This is a genomic window from Bacteroidia bacterium (genome assembly GCA_019695265.1).
GTDB lineage: Bacteria > Bacteroidota > Bacteroidia > JAIBAJ01 > JAIBAJ01 > JAIBAJ01.
In genome coordinates this window covers 1-16,989 of the sequence record JAIBAJ010000077.1, presented here as the reverse complement: position 1 = coordinate 16,989, position 16,989 = coordinate 1, and the positions used below count along the sequence as shown (strand labels likewise).

The 16,989-nt window shown below is 38.6% G+C and carries 18 protein-coding genes; 7 read left to right on the top strand and 11 right to left on the bottom strand.

The features are described 5' to 3' along the window. Positions 1-546, top strand: a 546-nt coding sequence (gene aroE, locus K1X82_11070) for a shikimate dehydrogenase (protein ID MBX7182647.1), incomplete at its 5' end; no start/stop codon positions are given. Here aroE and K1X82_11065 read toward each other — a convergent pair. The 3 genes from K1X82_11065 to mscL are packed head-to-tail and all read right to left on the bottom strand — an operon-like array spanning position 527 to position 2,564. Continuing rightward, positions 527-1,111 carry a tRNA-(ms[2]io[6]A)-hydroxylase gene (locus K1X82_11065; GenBank protein ID MBX7182646.1) on the bottom strand — a complete coding sequence of 195 codons (585 nt, stop codon included), beginning with the start codon at positions 1,109-1,111 and terminating at the stop codon, positions 527-529. The genes aroE and K1X82_11065 overlap by 20 nt on opposite strands. 2 nt (positions 1,112-1,113) lie before the next feature. Beyond that, on the bottom strand, positions 1,114-2,082 hold the full coding sequence (locus K1X82_11060) for a DUF3078 domain-containing protein (GenBank protein MBX7182645.1): 969 nt from the start codon (positions 2,080-2,082) through the stop codon (positions 1,114-1,116). A gap of 11 nt (positions 2,083-2,093) precedes the next feature. Beyond that, the gene (gene mscL, locus K1X82_11055; GenBank protein ID MBX7182644.1) at positions 2,094-2,564 is read right to left on the bottom strand and encodes a large conductance mechanosensitive channel protein MscL; all 471 of its coding nucleotides are present in this window, start codon (positions 2,562-2,564) and stop codon (positions 2,094-2,096) included. A 145-nt stretch (positions 2,565-2,709) separates the two neighbouring features. On the opposite strand from mscL, the gene K1X82_11050 reads away from it, so the two are divergent. Further along, a complete protein-coding gene (locus K1X82_11050) occupies positions 2,710-2,979 on the top strand; it encodes a hypothetical protein (protein ID MBX7182643.1) in 270 nt (89 codons plus the stop codon). A 12-nt stretch (positions 2,980-2,991) separates the two neighbouring features. Here K1X82_11050 and K1X82_11045 read toward each other — a convergent pair whose 3' ends face one another. Then, entirely contained in the window at positions 2,992-3,855 is an 864-nt protein-coding gene (locus K1X82_11045; GenBank protein MBX7182642.1) for a hypothetical protein, read from the bottom strand. 178 nt (positions 3,856-4,033) lie between these two features. Here K1X82_11045 and rpsF point away from each other — a divergent pair, with 178 nt between their 5' ends. Genes rpsF through rplI form a run of 3 tightly spaced genes read left to right on the top strand, consistent with a single transcriptional unit; the run spans position 4,034 to position 5,122 of the window. Next, positions 4,034-4,384: a 30S ribosomal protein S6 gene (rpsF, locus tag K1X82_11040; protein ID MBX7182641.1), complete on the top strand. Its 351-nt coding sequence runs from the start codon at positions 4,034-4,036 to the stop codon at positions 4,382-4,384. A 12-nt stretch (positions 4,385-4,396) separates the two neighbouring features. Beyond that, positions 4,397-4,657: a 30S ribosomal protein S18 gene (gene rpsR / locus K1X82_11035; GenBank protein MBX7182640.1), complete on the top strand. Its 261-nt coding sequence runs from the start codon at positions 4,397-4,399 to the stop codon at positions 4,655-4,657. Between the two features lie 12 nt (positions 4,658-4,669). Then, on the top strand, positions 4,670-5,122 hold the full coding sequence (gene rplI, locus K1X82_11030) for a 50S ribosomal protein L9 (GenBank protein MBX7182639.1): 453 nt from the start codon (positions 4,670-4,672) through the stop codon (positions 5,120-5,122). A gap of 705 nt (positions 5,123-5,827) precedes the next feature. Here rplI and K1X82_11025 read toward each other — a convergent pair. Then, positions 5,828-6,616: a hypothetical protein gene (locus K1X82_11025; protein MBX7182638.1), complete on the bottom strand. Its 789-nt coding sequence runs from the start codon at positions 6,614-6,616 to the stop codon at positions 5,828-5,830. A gap of 13 nt (positions 6,617-6,629) precedes the next feature. On the opposite strand from K1X82_11025, the gene K1X82_11020 reads away from it, so the two are divergent. After that, positions 6,630-8,048 (top strand): DUF2079 domain-containing protein, encoded by a 1,419-nt coding sequence (locus K1X82_11020; protein MBX7182637.1) that lies wholly within the window; start codon positions 6,630-6,632, stop codon positions 8,046-8,048. On the opposite strand, the gene K1X82_11015 is transcribed toward K1X82_11020, so the two are convergent. Genes K1X82_11015 through K1X82_10995 form a run of 5 tightly spaced genes read right to left on the bottom strand, consistent with a single transcriptional unit; the run spans position 8,045 to position 14,766 of the window. After that, a complete protein-coding gene (locus tag K1X82_11015) occupies positions 8,045-9,487 on the bottom strand; it encodes a T9SS type A sorting domain-containing protein (protein ID MBX7182636.1) in 1,443 nt (480 codons plus the stop codon). The genes K1X82_11020 and K1X82_11015 overlap by 4 nt on opposite strands. Beyond that, positions 9,484-10,317, bottom strand: coding sequence for a 3-deoxy-8-phosphooctulonate synthase (kdsA, locus tag K1X82_11010; protein MBX7182635.1), 834 nt, complete (start codon positions 10,315-10,317; stop codon positions 9,484-9,486). Before kdsA ends, K1X82_11015 begins: the two co-directional genes overlap by 4 nt. Next, positions 10,317-11,600 (bottom strand): hypothetical protein, encoded by a 1,284-nt coding sequence (locus K1X82_11005; GenBank protein ID MBX7182634.1) that lies wholly within the window; start codon positions 11,598-11,600, stop codon positions 10,317-10,319. The genes kdsA and K1X82_11005 overlap by 1 nt, the downstream gene beginning before the upstream one ends. Then, on the bottom strand, positions 11,590-13,245 hold the full coding sequence (locus K1X82_11000; protein MBX7182633.1) for a hypothetical protein: 1,656 nt from the start codon (positions 13,243-13,245) through the stop codon (positions 11,590-11,592). Before K1X82_11000 ends, K1X82_11005 begins: the two co-directional genes overlap by 11 nt. Continuing rightward, positions 13,246-14,766 (bottom strand): organic solvent tolerance protein OstA, encoded by a 1,521-nt coding sequence (locus K1X82_10995; GenBank protein MBX7182632.1) that lies wholly within the window; start codon positions 14,764-14,766, stop codon positions 13,246-13,248. Positions 14,767-15,284: 518 nt separating this feature from the next. On the opposite strand from K1X82_10995, the gene K1X82_10990 reads away from it, so the two are divergent. Then, entirely contained in the window at positions 15,285-16,421 is a 1,137-nt protein-coding gene (locus K1X82_10990) for a beta-lactamase family protein (GenBank protein ID MBX7182631.1), read from the top strand. Between the two features lie 292 nt (positions 16,422-16,713). Here K1X82_10990 and K1X82_10985 read toward each other — a convergent pair. After that, on the bottom strand, positions 16,714-16,989 hold a 276-nt coding region (locus K1X82_10985), incomplete at its 5' end, for a hypothetical protein (protein MBX7182630.1).

Genomic DNA, 16,989 nt, shown 5'->3' with positions numbered 1-16,989 from the left:
GTAATGACTTATTGTCAAATCTGGAGTCCTGAAGCAAAGTTAATTGGTGCAGTAAATTGTATTTCGTTATCTGCAAGTGGGGAACTTGTAGGGCATAATACAGATTGGATTGGTTTTACCCAAAGTATTTCCGGTTTATTACAAGGCAAGACTGTTCAACGGGCACTTGTTTTAGGAACAGGAGGCTCTTCCAAGGCTGTTCATTTTAGTTTACAAAGATTAGGAATAGAAGTTTCTTTTGCTTCAGAATCAAAGCAGGAATGGTCGTATTCGAAGTTGGTTGGAAAGATGAGTCAATTTCAACTGGTTGTTCAAACAACCCCATTGGGAATGTTTCCGGAAACAAATGCATGTCCTTCTATTCCCTATTCAGAATTGCACGAAGGTCATATTTGTGTAGATTTAATTTATAATCCGGAGCAAACCTTGTTTTTAAAGGAAGCAGCCAAGCAGGGAGCCACCATAAAGAATGGGTTGGATATGTTGAAATATCAGGCAGAAGAAAGTTGGAGAATTTGGAATTCTGCTAATGAAGCGCTGATTTAATAGGTAAGGAAAGCATCACTTCGGCTTCTTTTTCACCTAAAAAATGCAGTCGTTCATAAACCTGGTTTTCCGGATAATATAGTAAAGCCATCTTGACAAAGATATGGCCATGTTTGGCTTCATTGGCCCATAGGTTTTTATAGAATCGTTTTAATTCACCATCAGGCAAGGCTTCTTCAACCAGGCGGAATCGTTCTGCTCCTCTGCATTCCACAATGGAAGCGATACAAAACCGGTCGAGTAGCCTATCATCAACCCCTGATCTGCAATAGCCAATTAGTTTATTAACATAGTCATCCGGATGCATACCGGTTCTAAGGGATAGTCCTCGCTGATGCATTACCTCATACACTTGTTTAAAGTGTTCCAACTCTTCCAGAGCTGTATCAATAAGTTCAGGAATAATTTCTGTTTTGTCCGGGCATTTGGCAACAAAGCTCATGGCCATTGCAGAAGCTTTTCGCTCACAATCGGCATGATCCTGAAGGAATGAATCGAAGTCGTTCATTACGGCCTCAATCCATTCCTTAGGTGAATCGGCTTTAAGCTCGATTGAAAGTTTCATGCTTATTTTTTACTAATGCCATCGATACGGTAAGAAAGTCCAACTCCAAATACTTCTTTGAATTGAGTTTTAGGTCCCGTTCCAACTTCTGTTTTCACACCATTGACTTTTTTGATGGTGGGTAAGTTAACATCGTGGTCGTAAATCAAGTTGGTCATTAAAGAAGCGGTCAGGAATTTATTTACCTTCATACTGATTAAAACATCCCAGTTGATATCAATATTACCTCTATTAGCTGCAACTTTATCGGTGTAATTATTAAACAACTGTAAACCTGTTTTCAAATTTACATTTTTCATAATATCCATTTGGAATTTCATAGTTAATGAGGCTCCAAATTCAGCTCTGACTTGTTTGCCCGGAGTTATAATTTTTCCGCTTGCATCCAATTCTGCCGGTTTTACACCAAATGCACCAATATTCGCAAGGTTTTGATCTAAAACAAATGTAAATTTGCCTGAAGCCGGAGATAGAAATACTGAAAAAACATCCCCTTCTTTATAGTTAAAACCGAGGGCCGCTGTAAGGTAACCGGGAGACATAAATCGAGAGGTTACAACACTATCATTAGGATAACTATAGCCGGGAGCAAATTGGGTACGAAAGTTCAGGTTGGCACTATAGAAGAATTTACCTTTTGCTTGATGACCAAAGTTGGAGTTAAATTCAATCCGGTCGTCATTTTTGCGCAAGGATGAATTTTCATTTTTAAGGAAACCATAAGCAAGGTCCAGGTTGCTATCCCAAGTGGTTTTACCTTTTTTATATTTGGAATAGAAACTCAAAAGTCCGGAAAGGGAAAGGGAGGATTCACCACCAGCTGCCCAATTTGTTAAGGAAACTTGGTTAAAGGTTAAAGCTCCAAAACCGCCATATTTCCAAGTGGTGTCTTGACTTGTTTTAGCAACTTCTTGCGCGAAAGTTTGAAGGGTGAAAATTGAAAAAAGAAGCAAGGCTAAACTTTTTTTCATGCGATATACTTTTAGGAATTAGATTTTTTCAAAAGATCACGTATTTCTGCTAATAATACCTCTGTTGGAGGAGCAGGTGCCGGAGGAGGAGGAGTTGCTGCTTTTTCTTTAGCTTCTTTTTCTTCACTTGCTTTTTTTGCAGCATTTATGCCTTTAATCATTAAGAAAATGACAAATGCCAAAATGGTAAAGTTTAGGACAATGGTGAAAAAATTACCATAAGCTAAAACCGGACCGAGTTTTTTTGCTTCATCCAAGGCTAAACTTGGATTAGTAGCCAGTGCTGCTGATACTTTTTCGCTTAATGGCAAATACAAATTGGTGAAATCTTTGCTTCCAAAAATTCCAATTGGAGGCATAATGATATCGTTTACCATGGAGTCAACGATTTTTCCAAATGCACCACCAATGATAACACCGACAGCCAGGTCGATGACATTGCCTTTCATGGCAAATTCTCTAAATTCTTTAATAAAGCTCATAAATGAAAAATTTTAATGGACAAAAGTAAATGCTAGATAAACTAATGAAAAGTGTATGTAAAATAGATTTCAACAAGGGTTAAAAACTTAGCTTGATAATTTTCTAAGATTTGGTTATTTTTGCCAAAATCACAATTGAAAGGATATGTTGGATAAGATTTCTAAAATATTGTTTGTAATTTCAGGTGGTGTTATGTTTATGCTGTTAGGAGCCACTGTTTTGGTTTACCAGGATGATTTAAAGAAAATGGTGGGGTTGAAAGATGACTCGGAGGTGCAGGAAAAGGTAGAGGTGCTTCAAACTGTTGAAAGTGAAGGCTCTCAGGTGAAAGGAAATGAGTTTTTTTCGGAAGAGGAACTCAAAGAATTAGCAAAAGATACCTCAACAGTAAAGGTTACCATTGAAAAGAAGTAAGCTCTGTTTAAATTAATCTACCCAGGCTTTTTTAGTCCAGTTCTGACCATTTTCACCTTGAATGGTGATACAATTTATTCCTTTTGTCAAAGGTAAGGCTAGGTTTTTCCCAGATTCTAATCCGTTAAAAGAATAGGTGATTTGTCCTAATAAGTCGGTTACGACACCGTGAATCTTGAATTTAGAACTGTTCCAGAGAATTCCGGAATTTTGTTGCTGCAGGAAGTTCATTACTAATTCTTGTCTTTCTGAAATATTGGTCAGGAGAGCACAAGGGTCTGGTGGTCCGGTTGGTTGGGTGAAGATAATTTCACCGGCTTGTTCAAAACAACCGAGGACATGGATGTTGTCCGGGAAATCCGGAACTGCGGCATAAGAGAGTCCTTTTGTAGAGCCAATGCCTTGAATCCAAACGTCCTGCTGTCCTCCATAGTTTGGACTTAAAGAAGTAAAGTAATAGGCAAATCGGGTTATACCTCCGAAAGTTAAAAACCCTATAGAATCTAGTTTCCATTCACAGGTTTGGGCGTAAAGGTATTCGCAGGCTTCACAAAGAAAAGTGTCGCCGGGATTTAGGTTAAAGTCGTAAAGTAAAAATTCGGTTGGTGCTCCGTTATATTGGATGAATACTTGGTGGCCGGGTGTTTCACGTATGGCAAACCAATTGGAAATTACGGGTTGGCTGGGGTAAAAATTAGTGTAGGTTTGACCACCTATTATGGTGTCACTACCTGGAATTTGGGCCTGATACATTGGACCAATTAAGCCCAAAAGGCCCTGCAACCACGCACCATTTTGAAGGGGTAATGGTGTGTAAACTTGTGCAAAAATGCCGGATATTGAAAAACAAAACAGGAAAGTAAGGGTGCGTTTCATGCCTCTAAAATACTGAAAATTTTGTCAATTGTATGAGCGAAATGCAGATAAAAGGTGTTAGGTGAAGTACAAAAAAATGCACTTGCCGAGGATTGGATTAAATTTTCAGCAAATCAAATTTTTTCGAATTGTTTTTTAGTTACCTTTGCAGCCCTTTTTAAAAATAAATTATTAACAAATGAACCATTACGAAACCGTTTTCATTTTAACTCCCGTTTTGTCTGAAGATCAGATGAAGGAAGCGGTAAGCAAGTTCGAGAAGTTCTTAAAAGAGAACAATGCCAAAATTGTTCACCAAGAGAACTGGGGATTGCGCAAGCTTGCCTATCCTATCCAAAAGAAATCGACCGGGTTTTACCATTTGATTCAATTCGAAGGTGAACCTACCTTGATTAACGATTTGGAAATTGCTTACAAACGCGACGAACGCATTATTCGCTTTTTAACTGTACGTTTAGATAAGTACGGTTTTGAGTACAGCGAGAAACGCAGAAACAAAGCAAAATCAAAAGAAACTGCTAACGCTTAATCCCTAAACATCATGGCTGAAGAAATTCGTTACCTCACTCCAATGAATGTGGAGAGCAAGAAGAAAAAATACTGCCGCTTCAAAAAAGCAGGTATTAAATACATAGATTACAAAGACAGCAACTTTTTATTAAAATTCGTAAACGAACAAGGTAAATTACTACCTCGTCGTTTGACCGGTACTTCTTTGAAATACCAACGTAAAGTTGCTCAAGCTGTTAAACGTGCACGTCACTTGGCCTTAATGCCATACGTTGCTGACCAATTAAAATAGGAGGCCCAACAAATGGAATTAATTCTTAAACAAGACGTAAAAAATCTCGGTTACAAAGACGATATCGTTAAAGTAAAAAACGGTTATGGATTAAACTACCTTATCCCACAAGGTTTTGCTATCCTAGCTACCGAGTCTGCCAAAAAAGTTCATGCTGAAACCGTTAAACAACGTGCTTTCAAAGTGGAGAAAATTCGCAAAGATGCAGTTGCATTGGCTGAAAAATTAAAAGGTGCTTCCTTGAAAATCGGAACTAAAGCCGGTGAGTCAGGAAAAATCTTTGGTTCTATCAATACCATTCAAATTGCTGAAGCTATCAAATCTCAGTATGGATACGAAGTTGATCGTAAAAACATCGACATCCTTTCTGAAGATAGCATCAAAATGTTAGGAAGCTATAAAGCCAATATTCGTTTGCACAAAGATGTTGCTGCCGAAGTTGAATTTGAGGTAGTTTCTGAATAATATTTATCTTTTTGCATGCCCAAAAGAGCTGGTTCAAAATTGAATCAGCTCTTTTTTTATTATAGCATAATTGTCTATATTTTTTGCATATTCTCCCCAATATCCTTGCTTAGCCATTTTTTAATCTCCGTGCTTCGGTAAACGATAATACCGAATTTGTTAGACTTTATGTCTTTTGGTTGACCTTGGTTGCCGGTTCTTCTACCACCCAAAAGTCTCTGCACCAAAGTTTAGCCCAGATTCGAATTAGAAATGCACAAACTCTTATTCGTGGTAAACCCAACTAAATCAAATAGTTCGGATTTGGAATCCTGCTTTTGAAACATTTGGGGTTAAAAGGTTTTCCCATTGCAAAAGCTAATAGATACAAAGACCATTGGGGTTAGAAATAATAGATCGAAGTTGCGCATCGGGCAACGATTGAGGCAAGTAGCCCACAGGAGCACGCGGCGTTAGCCAAGTGCGACGAGGACTACAGCCGAAAGCGTGACCCGAATGCCCTTGCAAGTTGTTTTGAAATAGGGAAAAAATTTAGTAGGGCAGAGGGGGCCCGCCTACAAGGTATATTCATTTATAATTAATTGGTTATTATTGCCTTAGTTGGAATGTTCTACTTAAATTTAAAAATAATTTCAAGTGGAGTAACTACAACTATCCCTGGTGGTGCTTAAAGGAACTATTCCTTTGTTTGGTATAAGAAATTAATTATTGAATATTGTTTGTAAGCATTTGGTATTGAACCCATTGGCAAACTTTTACCACATCGCCTTTTTCATGGAAATTGACACCTATAAAATTGGGCCATCGTCCTAATTCCTGTTTGCATTGCAAGATTCGATTTTTTAAGAAATTAAACTCATTGAATTTTTGAGCATCACGTTTTTCGGGAATTAAACGATCAATCCAATGATTAACCAAAAAAAGGGGATTGCCGGGTTTGCCTCTTCCAATCCGATTGGGAAGCTTATCGTGCGGTTTTATTTTCCACGGTGTATCCATAATATGCCTCCATGCTCCATAAATTGGAATGAGAGAATCAGGTTCATTGCTTTCAACAAAAGCAATTATTTGTTGCTTTCTTTGAGCCAAATCCTGGAGGGTGGGAAGCTGTGAATTCCAATCGATGGAGGCTAGCTTTTCCTGCAAATTAAGTTTGGTAAACTCTTCTAATATCCTTTCTCGGCTAATGGCGTTTTGAAAAATGATGGCTATAACTTCATTTGGATGATTTTCCATCCAAATTTTCATGTCAGTTAATACTATGCTAAGTTTTTGCTTTCCCAGAATAGAGAATGAATGGTAGAGGTAAACTTCCCCATGTTGTTCATATACATCCAGCATAAAACCCCGAATACTGTCTGTTAATTGTTTTGAAATGGGAAAGGTGTGATTGGGAAAAATGAAATGTTTTTTACCTTTGGCTACATTAAAGCTGTTGTGGGTAGTAGGGAAGCATGCTTTATCGAGGGGTTGGGAAGATAAATTAAGCTTCAACAGTAAAAACGAAATGAACCAAAAGAAGAGGGCTGGATATTTCAAGTTAGTATTGGTTGTTTTCCTGCTGATATATTTAAGTATAGGCTTAATTAATCAATATACCTTTAGAACAAATGCATTTGATTATGGCAATTATAATCAAATCTTATACAAGTTAGCACATTTTGAATCACCTAGAACAACTATTTCAGGTGATGTGTTGTTTTGGGCTGATCATTTCGAACCCATATTAATGCTTATTATTCCATTTAATTGGATTTTTGGAGTGTATGGATTGATAATTCTTCAATCTGTTTTTTTGTGTTTTGGAGCCTTAGGGATTTTTCGTTTCCTGGAACTTTTAGAGAAGGATAATTGGACCCCGTTTTTATTTGCTACCACTTTTTTGCTTTCCTTTTCTGTATTGGGGGCTGTAGAGTCGGAGTATCATTCTTCCATTATTGGGATTTGTTTAATTCCTTGGCTATTCTGGTCCCTTAAATCGCAAAAAACAACCTTGTATTGGTTGATTTTATTGGGGATACTTAGTTGTAGGGAAAATTTAGGAATTGTGCTAATTATTACAACTTTTCCGATGCTATTTGAATCCATTTGGAAAAAGGATGAGAAGGTTTTGTTGTTCGGTGCAACTATTTTGGGGTTAATTTATTTCTTTTTAGTTACCCAGGTTGTAATGCCAAAGCTTGATTCCTCCAAATTGTCTTCCTTTCAACACTTGGATTCTTATACAAATTTGGGTTGGAAGAATATTTCCGGATTGTTTATCAATACTACCGGAAACAGTTCTTTTAATGGAGTTAAGGTGGAATTTGTTTTCTTTAGTCTTTTTGCCGGTTGGATACTTACAGTGGGTCGCCCTATTTGGTTTTTAGCCTATATTCCATTGTTATTAGAGAAATTTCTACATCAAGATGCTATTAAATGGGGTGTAAATTCTCATTATTCCATAGAAGGACTATTGGTTATACTATTCGGAGGTTATTTTTCATACAGGTATTTGGTACCCCGAATAAATCAGTTCCGTTTTATTCCTGGGACCATTTTAGTGCTTAATGTACTTGTTACTATTCGATTTATGGATGATACCCTTGCCTATATAGATAAAGGAAAGTTGAGATTCTATCAATTTCAACATTATACCAGGGATTTTAATGTTTACCAATTGCATAGTGAGTTGCAGCCTTATGAATCAAAACAGGATGGACTATCTGCTCAATCTAACTTGGTTCCATACTTAAGTCAACGAACCAATATTCGTCTTTTCCCAGATACAACCCAAGTGAGATACATCCTGTTGAATCCTTCCGAAAAAAGTAGTTATCCCTTAGCTCCCATGGAAATGAAAAATCGAATCAATGCAATACTTGCTTCAGGGAAATTTCGAAAAATTCAGGAGTCGGAAGTGTTGATGGTTTTGGAAAAGAACTAATCAGTTTTTACAATTCTTCTTGAAAAGGATTTTCCTTCCGTTTGAAGTTGGATAGAATAAATTCCATTCTCTAAATTCTCTAAATCAATTATTTCCTTTTTATCAAAATTTCCTTGGAAAAATATTTTACCAAGTTGATCGATAAGGGTGTAAGAAGTATTGGCATTGGAAGTAGAACGGATTAAGATTTTACCTTGAGATGGATTGGGGAAAATCTCGTATTTATCTGCTAAATCAGGATCCTTTCCGATTGATATAAATGCCGAGTCGTTTAATTCAATAAATGCACCAATTGAGTCAGTTTTGTAAAGTAACATGTTATGAAGTTCAGGGTTTTCTCTAGTATTATTAGCTAACACAATTAGTCCATTCCCATTTTTTATGGTTTGCATATAAATAGCTTCTTGCCACCCTTCTTTGCCAACTGTTCCGGTATTGGAAAACCAGCCATTGGAATACATTCTAAAGGTTAAACTTTCAAATTCAAAAAAGTCGAGATTGGATAAATTACCTCCTACTGAAATTAAATATCCATCTGCCATTTCCTTTACCATGTTGGCCGTAAAATTGTCATATTCCCAATGCCAAATCATGTTTCCGTTCATGTCAAATTTTTGAATTAGGGAATAGTATTTGATACCGGTATCGGTAGGTATTTCGGCATTGGCAGTTACCAATAATTGATTGTCTGAAATTTCTTCTAAATAGGTTCCAAAAGTATTTGACTTGATCATGAAAGTATCCGTCCAAAGGGTATCGCCTGTTAAGGTGAATTTTCCTAGCAATTCGGCATATCTTCCATTTTGGTATTCCTTTTTGCCAATAGCCATTAGGCTGCCATCGCTTAGTTTTTTAACACATTTCCATTCTTCATTTTTACCCCAATCCAATTCTCTTTCCCAAATTAAATTTCCTGTTAAGTCAATCTTGGCCAAATAGGCATTGGTGTTATTGGTAAGTGTATCGCCTAAATATCCAGCAAGTATGTAACCATCACCAACACCTTCTATAAACAAACCAGAATCCCAGGCCGAATGTCCGAGTTGAATAGACCACAAGCGTTGCATTTGCTTGGAATATTTAGTTACTTGTAGGTCATAATCAAATTGAAGTCCTTTATCTGTTAATCCAATAACTAAGTATGAACTATCTGATTTATCCAGGTAGGTACTTTTATTGTATTCAATGTAATCTTGGCCTCCAAAAAGATCCGATTGAATAATATGGCCTAAACTATCAACTACCATAAAGCAATGTGACGACTTTTGGAGATCGCTTCCACAGGTTCCGCAAACCATGTATTTATTGCCATTTAATTCCCAAACTGAAGCAGGATAATTATATTGGGTTAAGGCCAATGATCTCACCCAAGTTCCTGGCTGACTATAAGTAAAATGGGTAATCAGTAGGCCAATCACTACTCCTAAAATCTTTTTCATTCCTGTATAGATTTACGAATTTTCAAAAGTTTTTCTAAAAGTCCTTCCAGTTTATTCAATGCGAGCATATTGGCTCCATCGCTTAAGGCTTTGGAAGGCTCCGGGTGGGTTTCCATAAACAACCCATCACAACCAACGGCTACTCCCGCTTTAGCAATCGTTTCAATTAAATGGGGTAGTCCTCCCGTAACACCGCTTCCCTGATTAGGTTGCTGCAAACTATGGGTTACATCCAATACGACCGGAAATCCGGTTTCCTGCATTTTGGGGATTCCTCTAAAATCAACTACTAAATCGCCATATCCAAAGGTAGTTCCACGTTCCGTTAACATTACGTTTTTGTTTCCGGTTGAAAGAACCTTTTCTGCAGCAAAATGCATGCTTTCCGGTGCCAAAAACTGTCCTTTTTTAATGTTTACCCATTTCCCTGTTTCTCCTGCTGCTAAGAGCAAATCGGTTTGTCTGCATAAAAATGCTGGAATCTGTAAAATGTCAACATGTGCTGCGGCTAGACCTGCTTCTTCGGCTGTATGGATGTCGGTTACTACAGGTAATCCAAACTTGGATCGAATGCCTGACAGAATTTGCAAACTAGGCTCATCACCAATTCCGGTAAATGAATCAGCCTTGCTTCGATTGGCCTTGCGGTAACTGGCCTTAAAAATGTATGGAATCGATAAACGATTGCAAATTTCCTGCACTTTTCCTGCTACCTCTTCGCACAATGCTTGACTCTCTACCACACATGGTCCGGCCATTAAAAAAAATGAACCTGAATCAGTATGCGTAATTCCGGGTAAACTCTTTAATATGCTATTGTCTAACTGCATCAAAATAGTCCTCTTATGTTTATCATGGCCGATTGCCCATTCCCAATCTTAGAAAGAATAAATCCTTCTAGTGCCGGACTACCCAATCCGATAGCCACATGTTTTCCAAATTTTTTATCCAGAAATAAACCTACACTTACACCTCCATATCCACCATAACTCACTCTGGCTCCTAGTTTAAATGCATGTCCCATATCTAATCGGTAGTGACCATATAAATAGGGAAACCAACCATAGGCAATTCGTTCCACCATGCCAAATTCCAAACCCGATACCTGATTGATTTTAAAATCATACGCTAATCTAAAATAAGCCGGAGTAAGAATGGTAGCAGCCTTATGCTCGTCTCTAACTCGGTATTTGGTCTTTAAATTTTCTGAGTCCAAAAAGTTGGAAATGCTGTCTGCTAAACCTTTAGTTGAATTAAATCGATAACCTTCCCACCTAAATAGGGTGTCGTTCGAAATTTGTCGGGTGTTCTTGTTAAAACTAATGACACCTAAATCACTAATTTCAAATTTAAAGGTACCTTTTTCATACTCGGTAATTAAATATGCTCCAATTGTCCCACCATACCCTTGTCCATCATACCAGTTCTTATTGGTAGCCGTAATACTTGCCGCAATTCTGGACTTTACATCCATGCTGAAACCTGCGGTATCCATATTTACCTCCAACTGGGTTAGCCTGGTATTGAACATGGTTCTTCCTTGTAAAAAGCCAAGAATTAATCCCATTTTTACATGGGTTTTCGGAAGTTTTTTCTCCCACATGATTCCGCCTTGCAGCTCTCTCCAAGTTAACAAATTAAATCTGCTACCGCCTAAGTAGGAGGTACCACCCAGGTAGTTTTTATTGCCTTTAAATATCCAATTGAAAAGGTCTTCTGAAAAGGCCGTTCCTAAATTGGCTTTCCAGTTGTATCCAACATAATATCCAATTTTTTGTATTGAATCTGTGCAAACGGGATGTTGTATGTAGTATAAACCGTAATTAGCATCACCCCCAAACCGGTTGTTTTTTCCTAAACGTTTGGAAGCTTTGTCGATTACCTCGTCTCCAACATAACCTCCACGGTATAAGGTATTGGTAAATTGGGCAGTGAAAATGTTGGAATTTAGTAAATAGCTTCCCTGAATGCCTACTTCTTTGCCACTTTCAGTCGATTCAGCTAAATAAGAAAAACCCTGACCGGTCGCAGTAACCGAGCCTAGCAGGATTGTCCATAAAAGCAAAAATCGGAAGTGATTTACTTTCAAAACGTTCATTGGCTTAAATTTCATAAGTTAGGTCTGCAATGATTTTAACCTCGATATCATACGAATCATAAATCTTGAGCAACTGCCCGGAAATAGGGGAGTGGAACCGCAATTTCAATTTCACATACTTGGCTTTTTTTATGGCTTCTACCTTAGCAGCAGAAAATGGGAAATTCACCCAACTGGCAACTTTGTTAGATACCTTGAGATCGGAATTTAAATTGGCAGCAGCAATTGTATTGGGACTTAACAAGGAATCCAAAGCCTGATAATTCTCGTCCAATAAAGTTAATTGTGCCCGGGTCTCCAATGGAAAACCATTTATAGCATATACTTTTAAAGCTCCACCTTTGAAATGGGAAATCAGTTCGTCCGACATCGAAAAATCCAAGGTGTCGACCATGGCCAAATTATCCGCATTAAAATTGAGCGGCAATTCAATTTTTACTTTGGCCGAAATATCGCTGTTGTAATACATAAAATCATTTCCACTACTCACATTTCCCAATGGATTCAACCATACATCCACATGATATTTGAAATAACCTGGTAAATTCTGTATGAAATCTTTTAGGTTGGAATTACTGTTGTTCATGTTGTAGGTATAAACCGATGGGTTGCTACCAACATATAAATCCTGAGCCCTCGCAACATTGACTGGGTTTCCTATTAAGTTGTGATTCAAGGCAACCGTGTTTCCATTATAGGCATTCCTGCCCGATAACTCGTAAATGGAAATTCGTGCATCTGCCCCAAATCCATTTTTTATTTCCATTCCAAGTTTGATGGAATCAAGCAACAAGGAACCGGATATCAGATTACTTAAAGGCTCTACCGATTTTTCCTCCGGACCTATACTGCTGTGCTGACTTCCCATATACCCTTTGGCATATTCGGGAATTAAATCGAGCAGAATGGTTTCAATTTTCAAAAACTCCTGGTTGGCAACCAACGAAACTGCCGGGCCATCGGGATTGGTTTTGACGGTAAAGTTCGACACAAAGGTATTGTAGGATGTTCCTTGTAATCCTTTCATATCAACCTCATAACCTGCCATGTCTAACAAGGTATCTAAGGTGCTTACTCCTCCGGTTGGAGCTGCGGCTATGTTCTTGAATATTTGAAAAAACTGACCATTTTTGGTCGCTTTAGGTAAGGTAAACGACATTACTATGATGGTGGGCAGTGAATTGGTAACCTTTACCCTGATTTTTCCCGATTTTACCCTAACATAGGTCACCTTGGCATCCTTTAAATCTAATTTAGTAGTTGTATTTAATAGGTTGTCAACTCCGGGAAACTGGCTTAAATCCAATCCGGGTGGAACCGGACTGTAATCAAATGGTACCAGCAGACTTTTTACAATCGGTGTATCAGGTAAACGCAACAAACTATCCAAGGGTAATCCAACCAAGTCTCGTTCATAAACAAAACGCAAACTACCATCGGTGTTGGTCTGTAAGAGGCTGTCAGGAATAATGTTCCTTAACCTCAGCCTTCCCGATGCCAACGGGGCAACTAAATCAGTATCCCAAGAGGCATTGCCTAAATCATATTTGCACGATTGCAAAACCAATAATCCGGTTAGGATGGTAAAGCAATAAACGAGTATGGATTTCCTTAACAAAGCAAGTGTTTTTCTGCTGCGAATGTAACGATTGCCAACCAATTATCTCCAATCAAAAATATCCTTTCTATCTTTTGGCCTTTTTTCTTCATACCACTTGAAATCCTTGAGTTTTCGGGTTTCCGGATTCATTTCCTTCATTGGATGCAAAATGGCTGTGGGCTTGGTAATGAAGGTTATTTTTTGAACCTTATTTTCCTGAACCCAAATCAACATGTCTGAACTCTCTGCTTTATTTACTCCTATATCGTTTCCATCACTTTCTTTGGCATAATACAAGGTTTCGCTATTTCCTTCAACCCGAACTTTATACAGCTTGTTTTCACGAAGAAAGGCATGCATGAAACGGCCTTTAATTTGGTTGAAATTTACACTGTCCTCTCGACTAATAATGAATGAATTATTCCTTAAATACAAATCCGAAACCTTTCCTTCATGCATTTTTAAGTAGAGGGTATCGGCTGTTATTTGGTTTGAATCGCTCCATAATACAGGAGCTCCATACATTCGCATTAAGGAGTCACCCTGGAAATAACTAAGCGAATCGCAGGTGCCTTGAATGTCCGATTTATAAAACCTCACCTTGTAATAGGCTTTTATCATTCGCTGATCTTTGGTAGTGTCGGGTGTAAAACTCCGCAAGGTATCAGCATGCAAAAACAAGGTGTCTTTTTTATCGTATTGTACCAACAAGGCATTGTCGGTCATCATGGTGCGGTCGTAGGCCTGAAAATACTCGGCAAAATCGCCTAAGATATTGGTTTGATTAGCGGTGTCAATAATTTGAACATAGCAATAAGCTAGCCCTTTTTTGATCTTTTCGTCATATAAAATGGCATCTGCCAACATTTCTTGCTTGTCGGAAATAATTCGGGTGTTTTTTTCAAATCTGGAAAGTTCACGCTTGGTATCATTCCAACCATATTCACAATAAATTTTACTGCTATCCTTGGTAACAATGTGCGTAGGACCAAGAAAATATGAAATTTCTGTTTTGGTATTGAACCGTAGTGTGTCACATAAAATGGTGTAATCTTTGTTCACCACCTTGACGTTTTTTCGATAGTAAAAATCTTTTGTAGACGAGTAATAATAGCCCAATTCGCTGGTAAGCGTCGATTTTTTGTCTACAATTTTTCCTCCATTTTGGTAATTAGCAATGCCGGTATTTCGATCGTAATGAATAATGGTTGTGGTTAAAGTAATGTCTTTATCAATGAGTTTTACCACTTTCCCGGTAACAATGGCTTTCTTGGTATTTCCATCGTAATCAAGTTTGTCTCCATACAAATCCAGGGTATCGCCTTGTTCAATATGAATTCGATTAAAAGCCTGTACCGTATTGGTTTCCTGGTTCATCCAAGCTGAATCGCAATACATGATAGCGCCTTCATGAAGCAACTTTACATCGCCTATCAAACGTTTGGTTTTGCCTACTACACTTTCATCATACTCGAGTGAATTGGCATGTAAAATCTCAATTTTGGAACTTTCCTGGGCCTTAATCCCCAAGTGAAGTAGTAGAAATACCAATGTCCCAAAAAATTGAATTCGCTTTTGCATGAAGGCCGCAAAGGTATAACAAAGCTGTAAAGGTTTCCCGTGTTGCTGTTCCTCGGTTTTTTAACTTTATTTTTTTTGTTTTATGCGGGCCCTTTTTGCATCCGGTTTGGTGCGTCTTGAACACTGATAGAAGTGGCAAAAAGGCCGGGCTATCCGTTCCTAGTCCTCGCCCCGAAAGGGTTCGGGGCTGTGGGCTATCCACTTCTATCCCTGCCCGACGTTACCTACTAGCTGATTTGGTACACTACCATTATTGGTATCTATACCGTTAATCTGTTTGAAATACCAGGATTTTCCTAATTGAACAGACCATTTCTGGCTGAGGTAGAGGCTGCAACCCGCACTACCACAAGATGGTAGGTGGCGTAACTGCGATAGCCGGTTTGTTGTTTTCTCTATCCTCCCAAACAGGTAAACACCTTGGGTAGGCAAAAGGGCTCCCTCCAAAAAAAATAAAATACCCTGTTTGAATTTACCGAATACCACTTAGTTTTACCATCCTTATTTATCTTCACGCCATGAAAAAAGTCCTGATTTATGTAGCAATCGCTTTGGTATCAGTTTTTGCTTTAATTAATGTGTATATCGTTGCCTCCGGACGTACCTATATTTACGATGCTGTGAAGTTGATGAAGGCCGGAATTTATGACTATCAGGTTTTCAACAACAGGGTTATTCACACTGATTCGCCGCAGGAATTGCCCAATGCTGTTGACTACAATAAAAAAACACTTCCGGCAGGTTTGGAAAAGGAGCTGGTTGATAACCAATCTGTTGCATTTGTATTGCTGCGCAATGATTCAGTGGTGGCTGAAAAATATTGGAATCACAGTGATACCTCTATTTCGGGTTCTTTTTCTATGGCAAAAACTATTGTTTCTATACTAACGGGTGTGGCTTTGAAAGAAGGTAAAATAAAGAGTTTGGATCAGAAGGTAGGTGATTTTTTGCCAGATTTCAATTCCGATGGAAAAGAGAAAATAACTATACGTCATTTATTGAGCATGAGTGCAGGAACCGATTGGGATGAATCATACAATTCGCCTTTTAGCATAACTACGGAGGCCTATTTTGGTAAAGATTTAAAGAAAACCATGTCTACAGTTAAGGCCCAGGATGAACCCGGAAAAGTATTCAGGTATAAAAGCGGCGAAACTCAATTGTTGGGCATGGTGGTTGAAAAGGCAGTTGGGAAATCTCTAAGTCAATATGCCGAAGAAAAATTGTGGAAACCCATGCATGCCACTAAACCGGCATTGTGGTCGGTTGATAATCCGGATGGAATTGAGAAATGTTATTGTTGTTTCAATGCCACAGCACGTGATTTTGCTCGCTTTGGTTTATTGTATTTGCATAAAGGTAATTGGTTGGGAACCCAAATAGTTGATACGTCCTTTGTGGAGGAAAGTATAGTTCCTGCCCCTCTATTGGATGAAGATGGAAAACCATTGGATCACTATGGTTTAAAATGGTGGATTGCCAAAGTGGAGGGTGAGGAGGTTTTTTATATGCGTGGAATTTTGGGACAGTATGTTTGTGTAATACCTAGCAAACATATGGTTTTTGTTCGCTTAGGACATGTTGCTGGAAGTAAAGTGGGCCCCCACCGAACTGATTTTATGGAATATTTAAAAGAAATTTATAAGAATTACTAATTCCAATTATTCTGTGAATTAAAATTAACCGCGAAATCCGCGGAAAGAAACAAACCGCGCAATCTGCGGAATGGAATTAACCGCGAAATCCGTGGAATGAAATAAACCGCGAACTCCGCGGAAAGAAACTAACCGCGAACTCCGCGGAAAGAAACTAACCGCGAACTCCGCGGAAAGAAACTAACCGCGAAATCCGCGGAAAGAAACTAAAACGCGCAATCTGCGGAATGGAATTAACCGCGAAATCCGTGGAATGAAATAAACCGCGAAATCCGCGGAAAGAAACTAACCGCTAACTCCGCGGAATGAAACTAACCGCGAACTCCGCGGAAAGAAACAAACCGCGAACTCCGCGGAAAGAAACAAACCGCGCAATCTGCGGAAAGAAACAAACCGCGAAATCCGCGGAATGAAATAAACCACGAACTCCGCGGAATGAAATAAACCGCGCAATCTGCGGAATGAAATTAACCGCGAACTCCGCGGAAAGAAACAAACCGCGAACTCCGCGGAAAGAAACAAACCGCGAACTCCGCGGAAAGAAACAAACCGCGAACTCCGCGGAAAG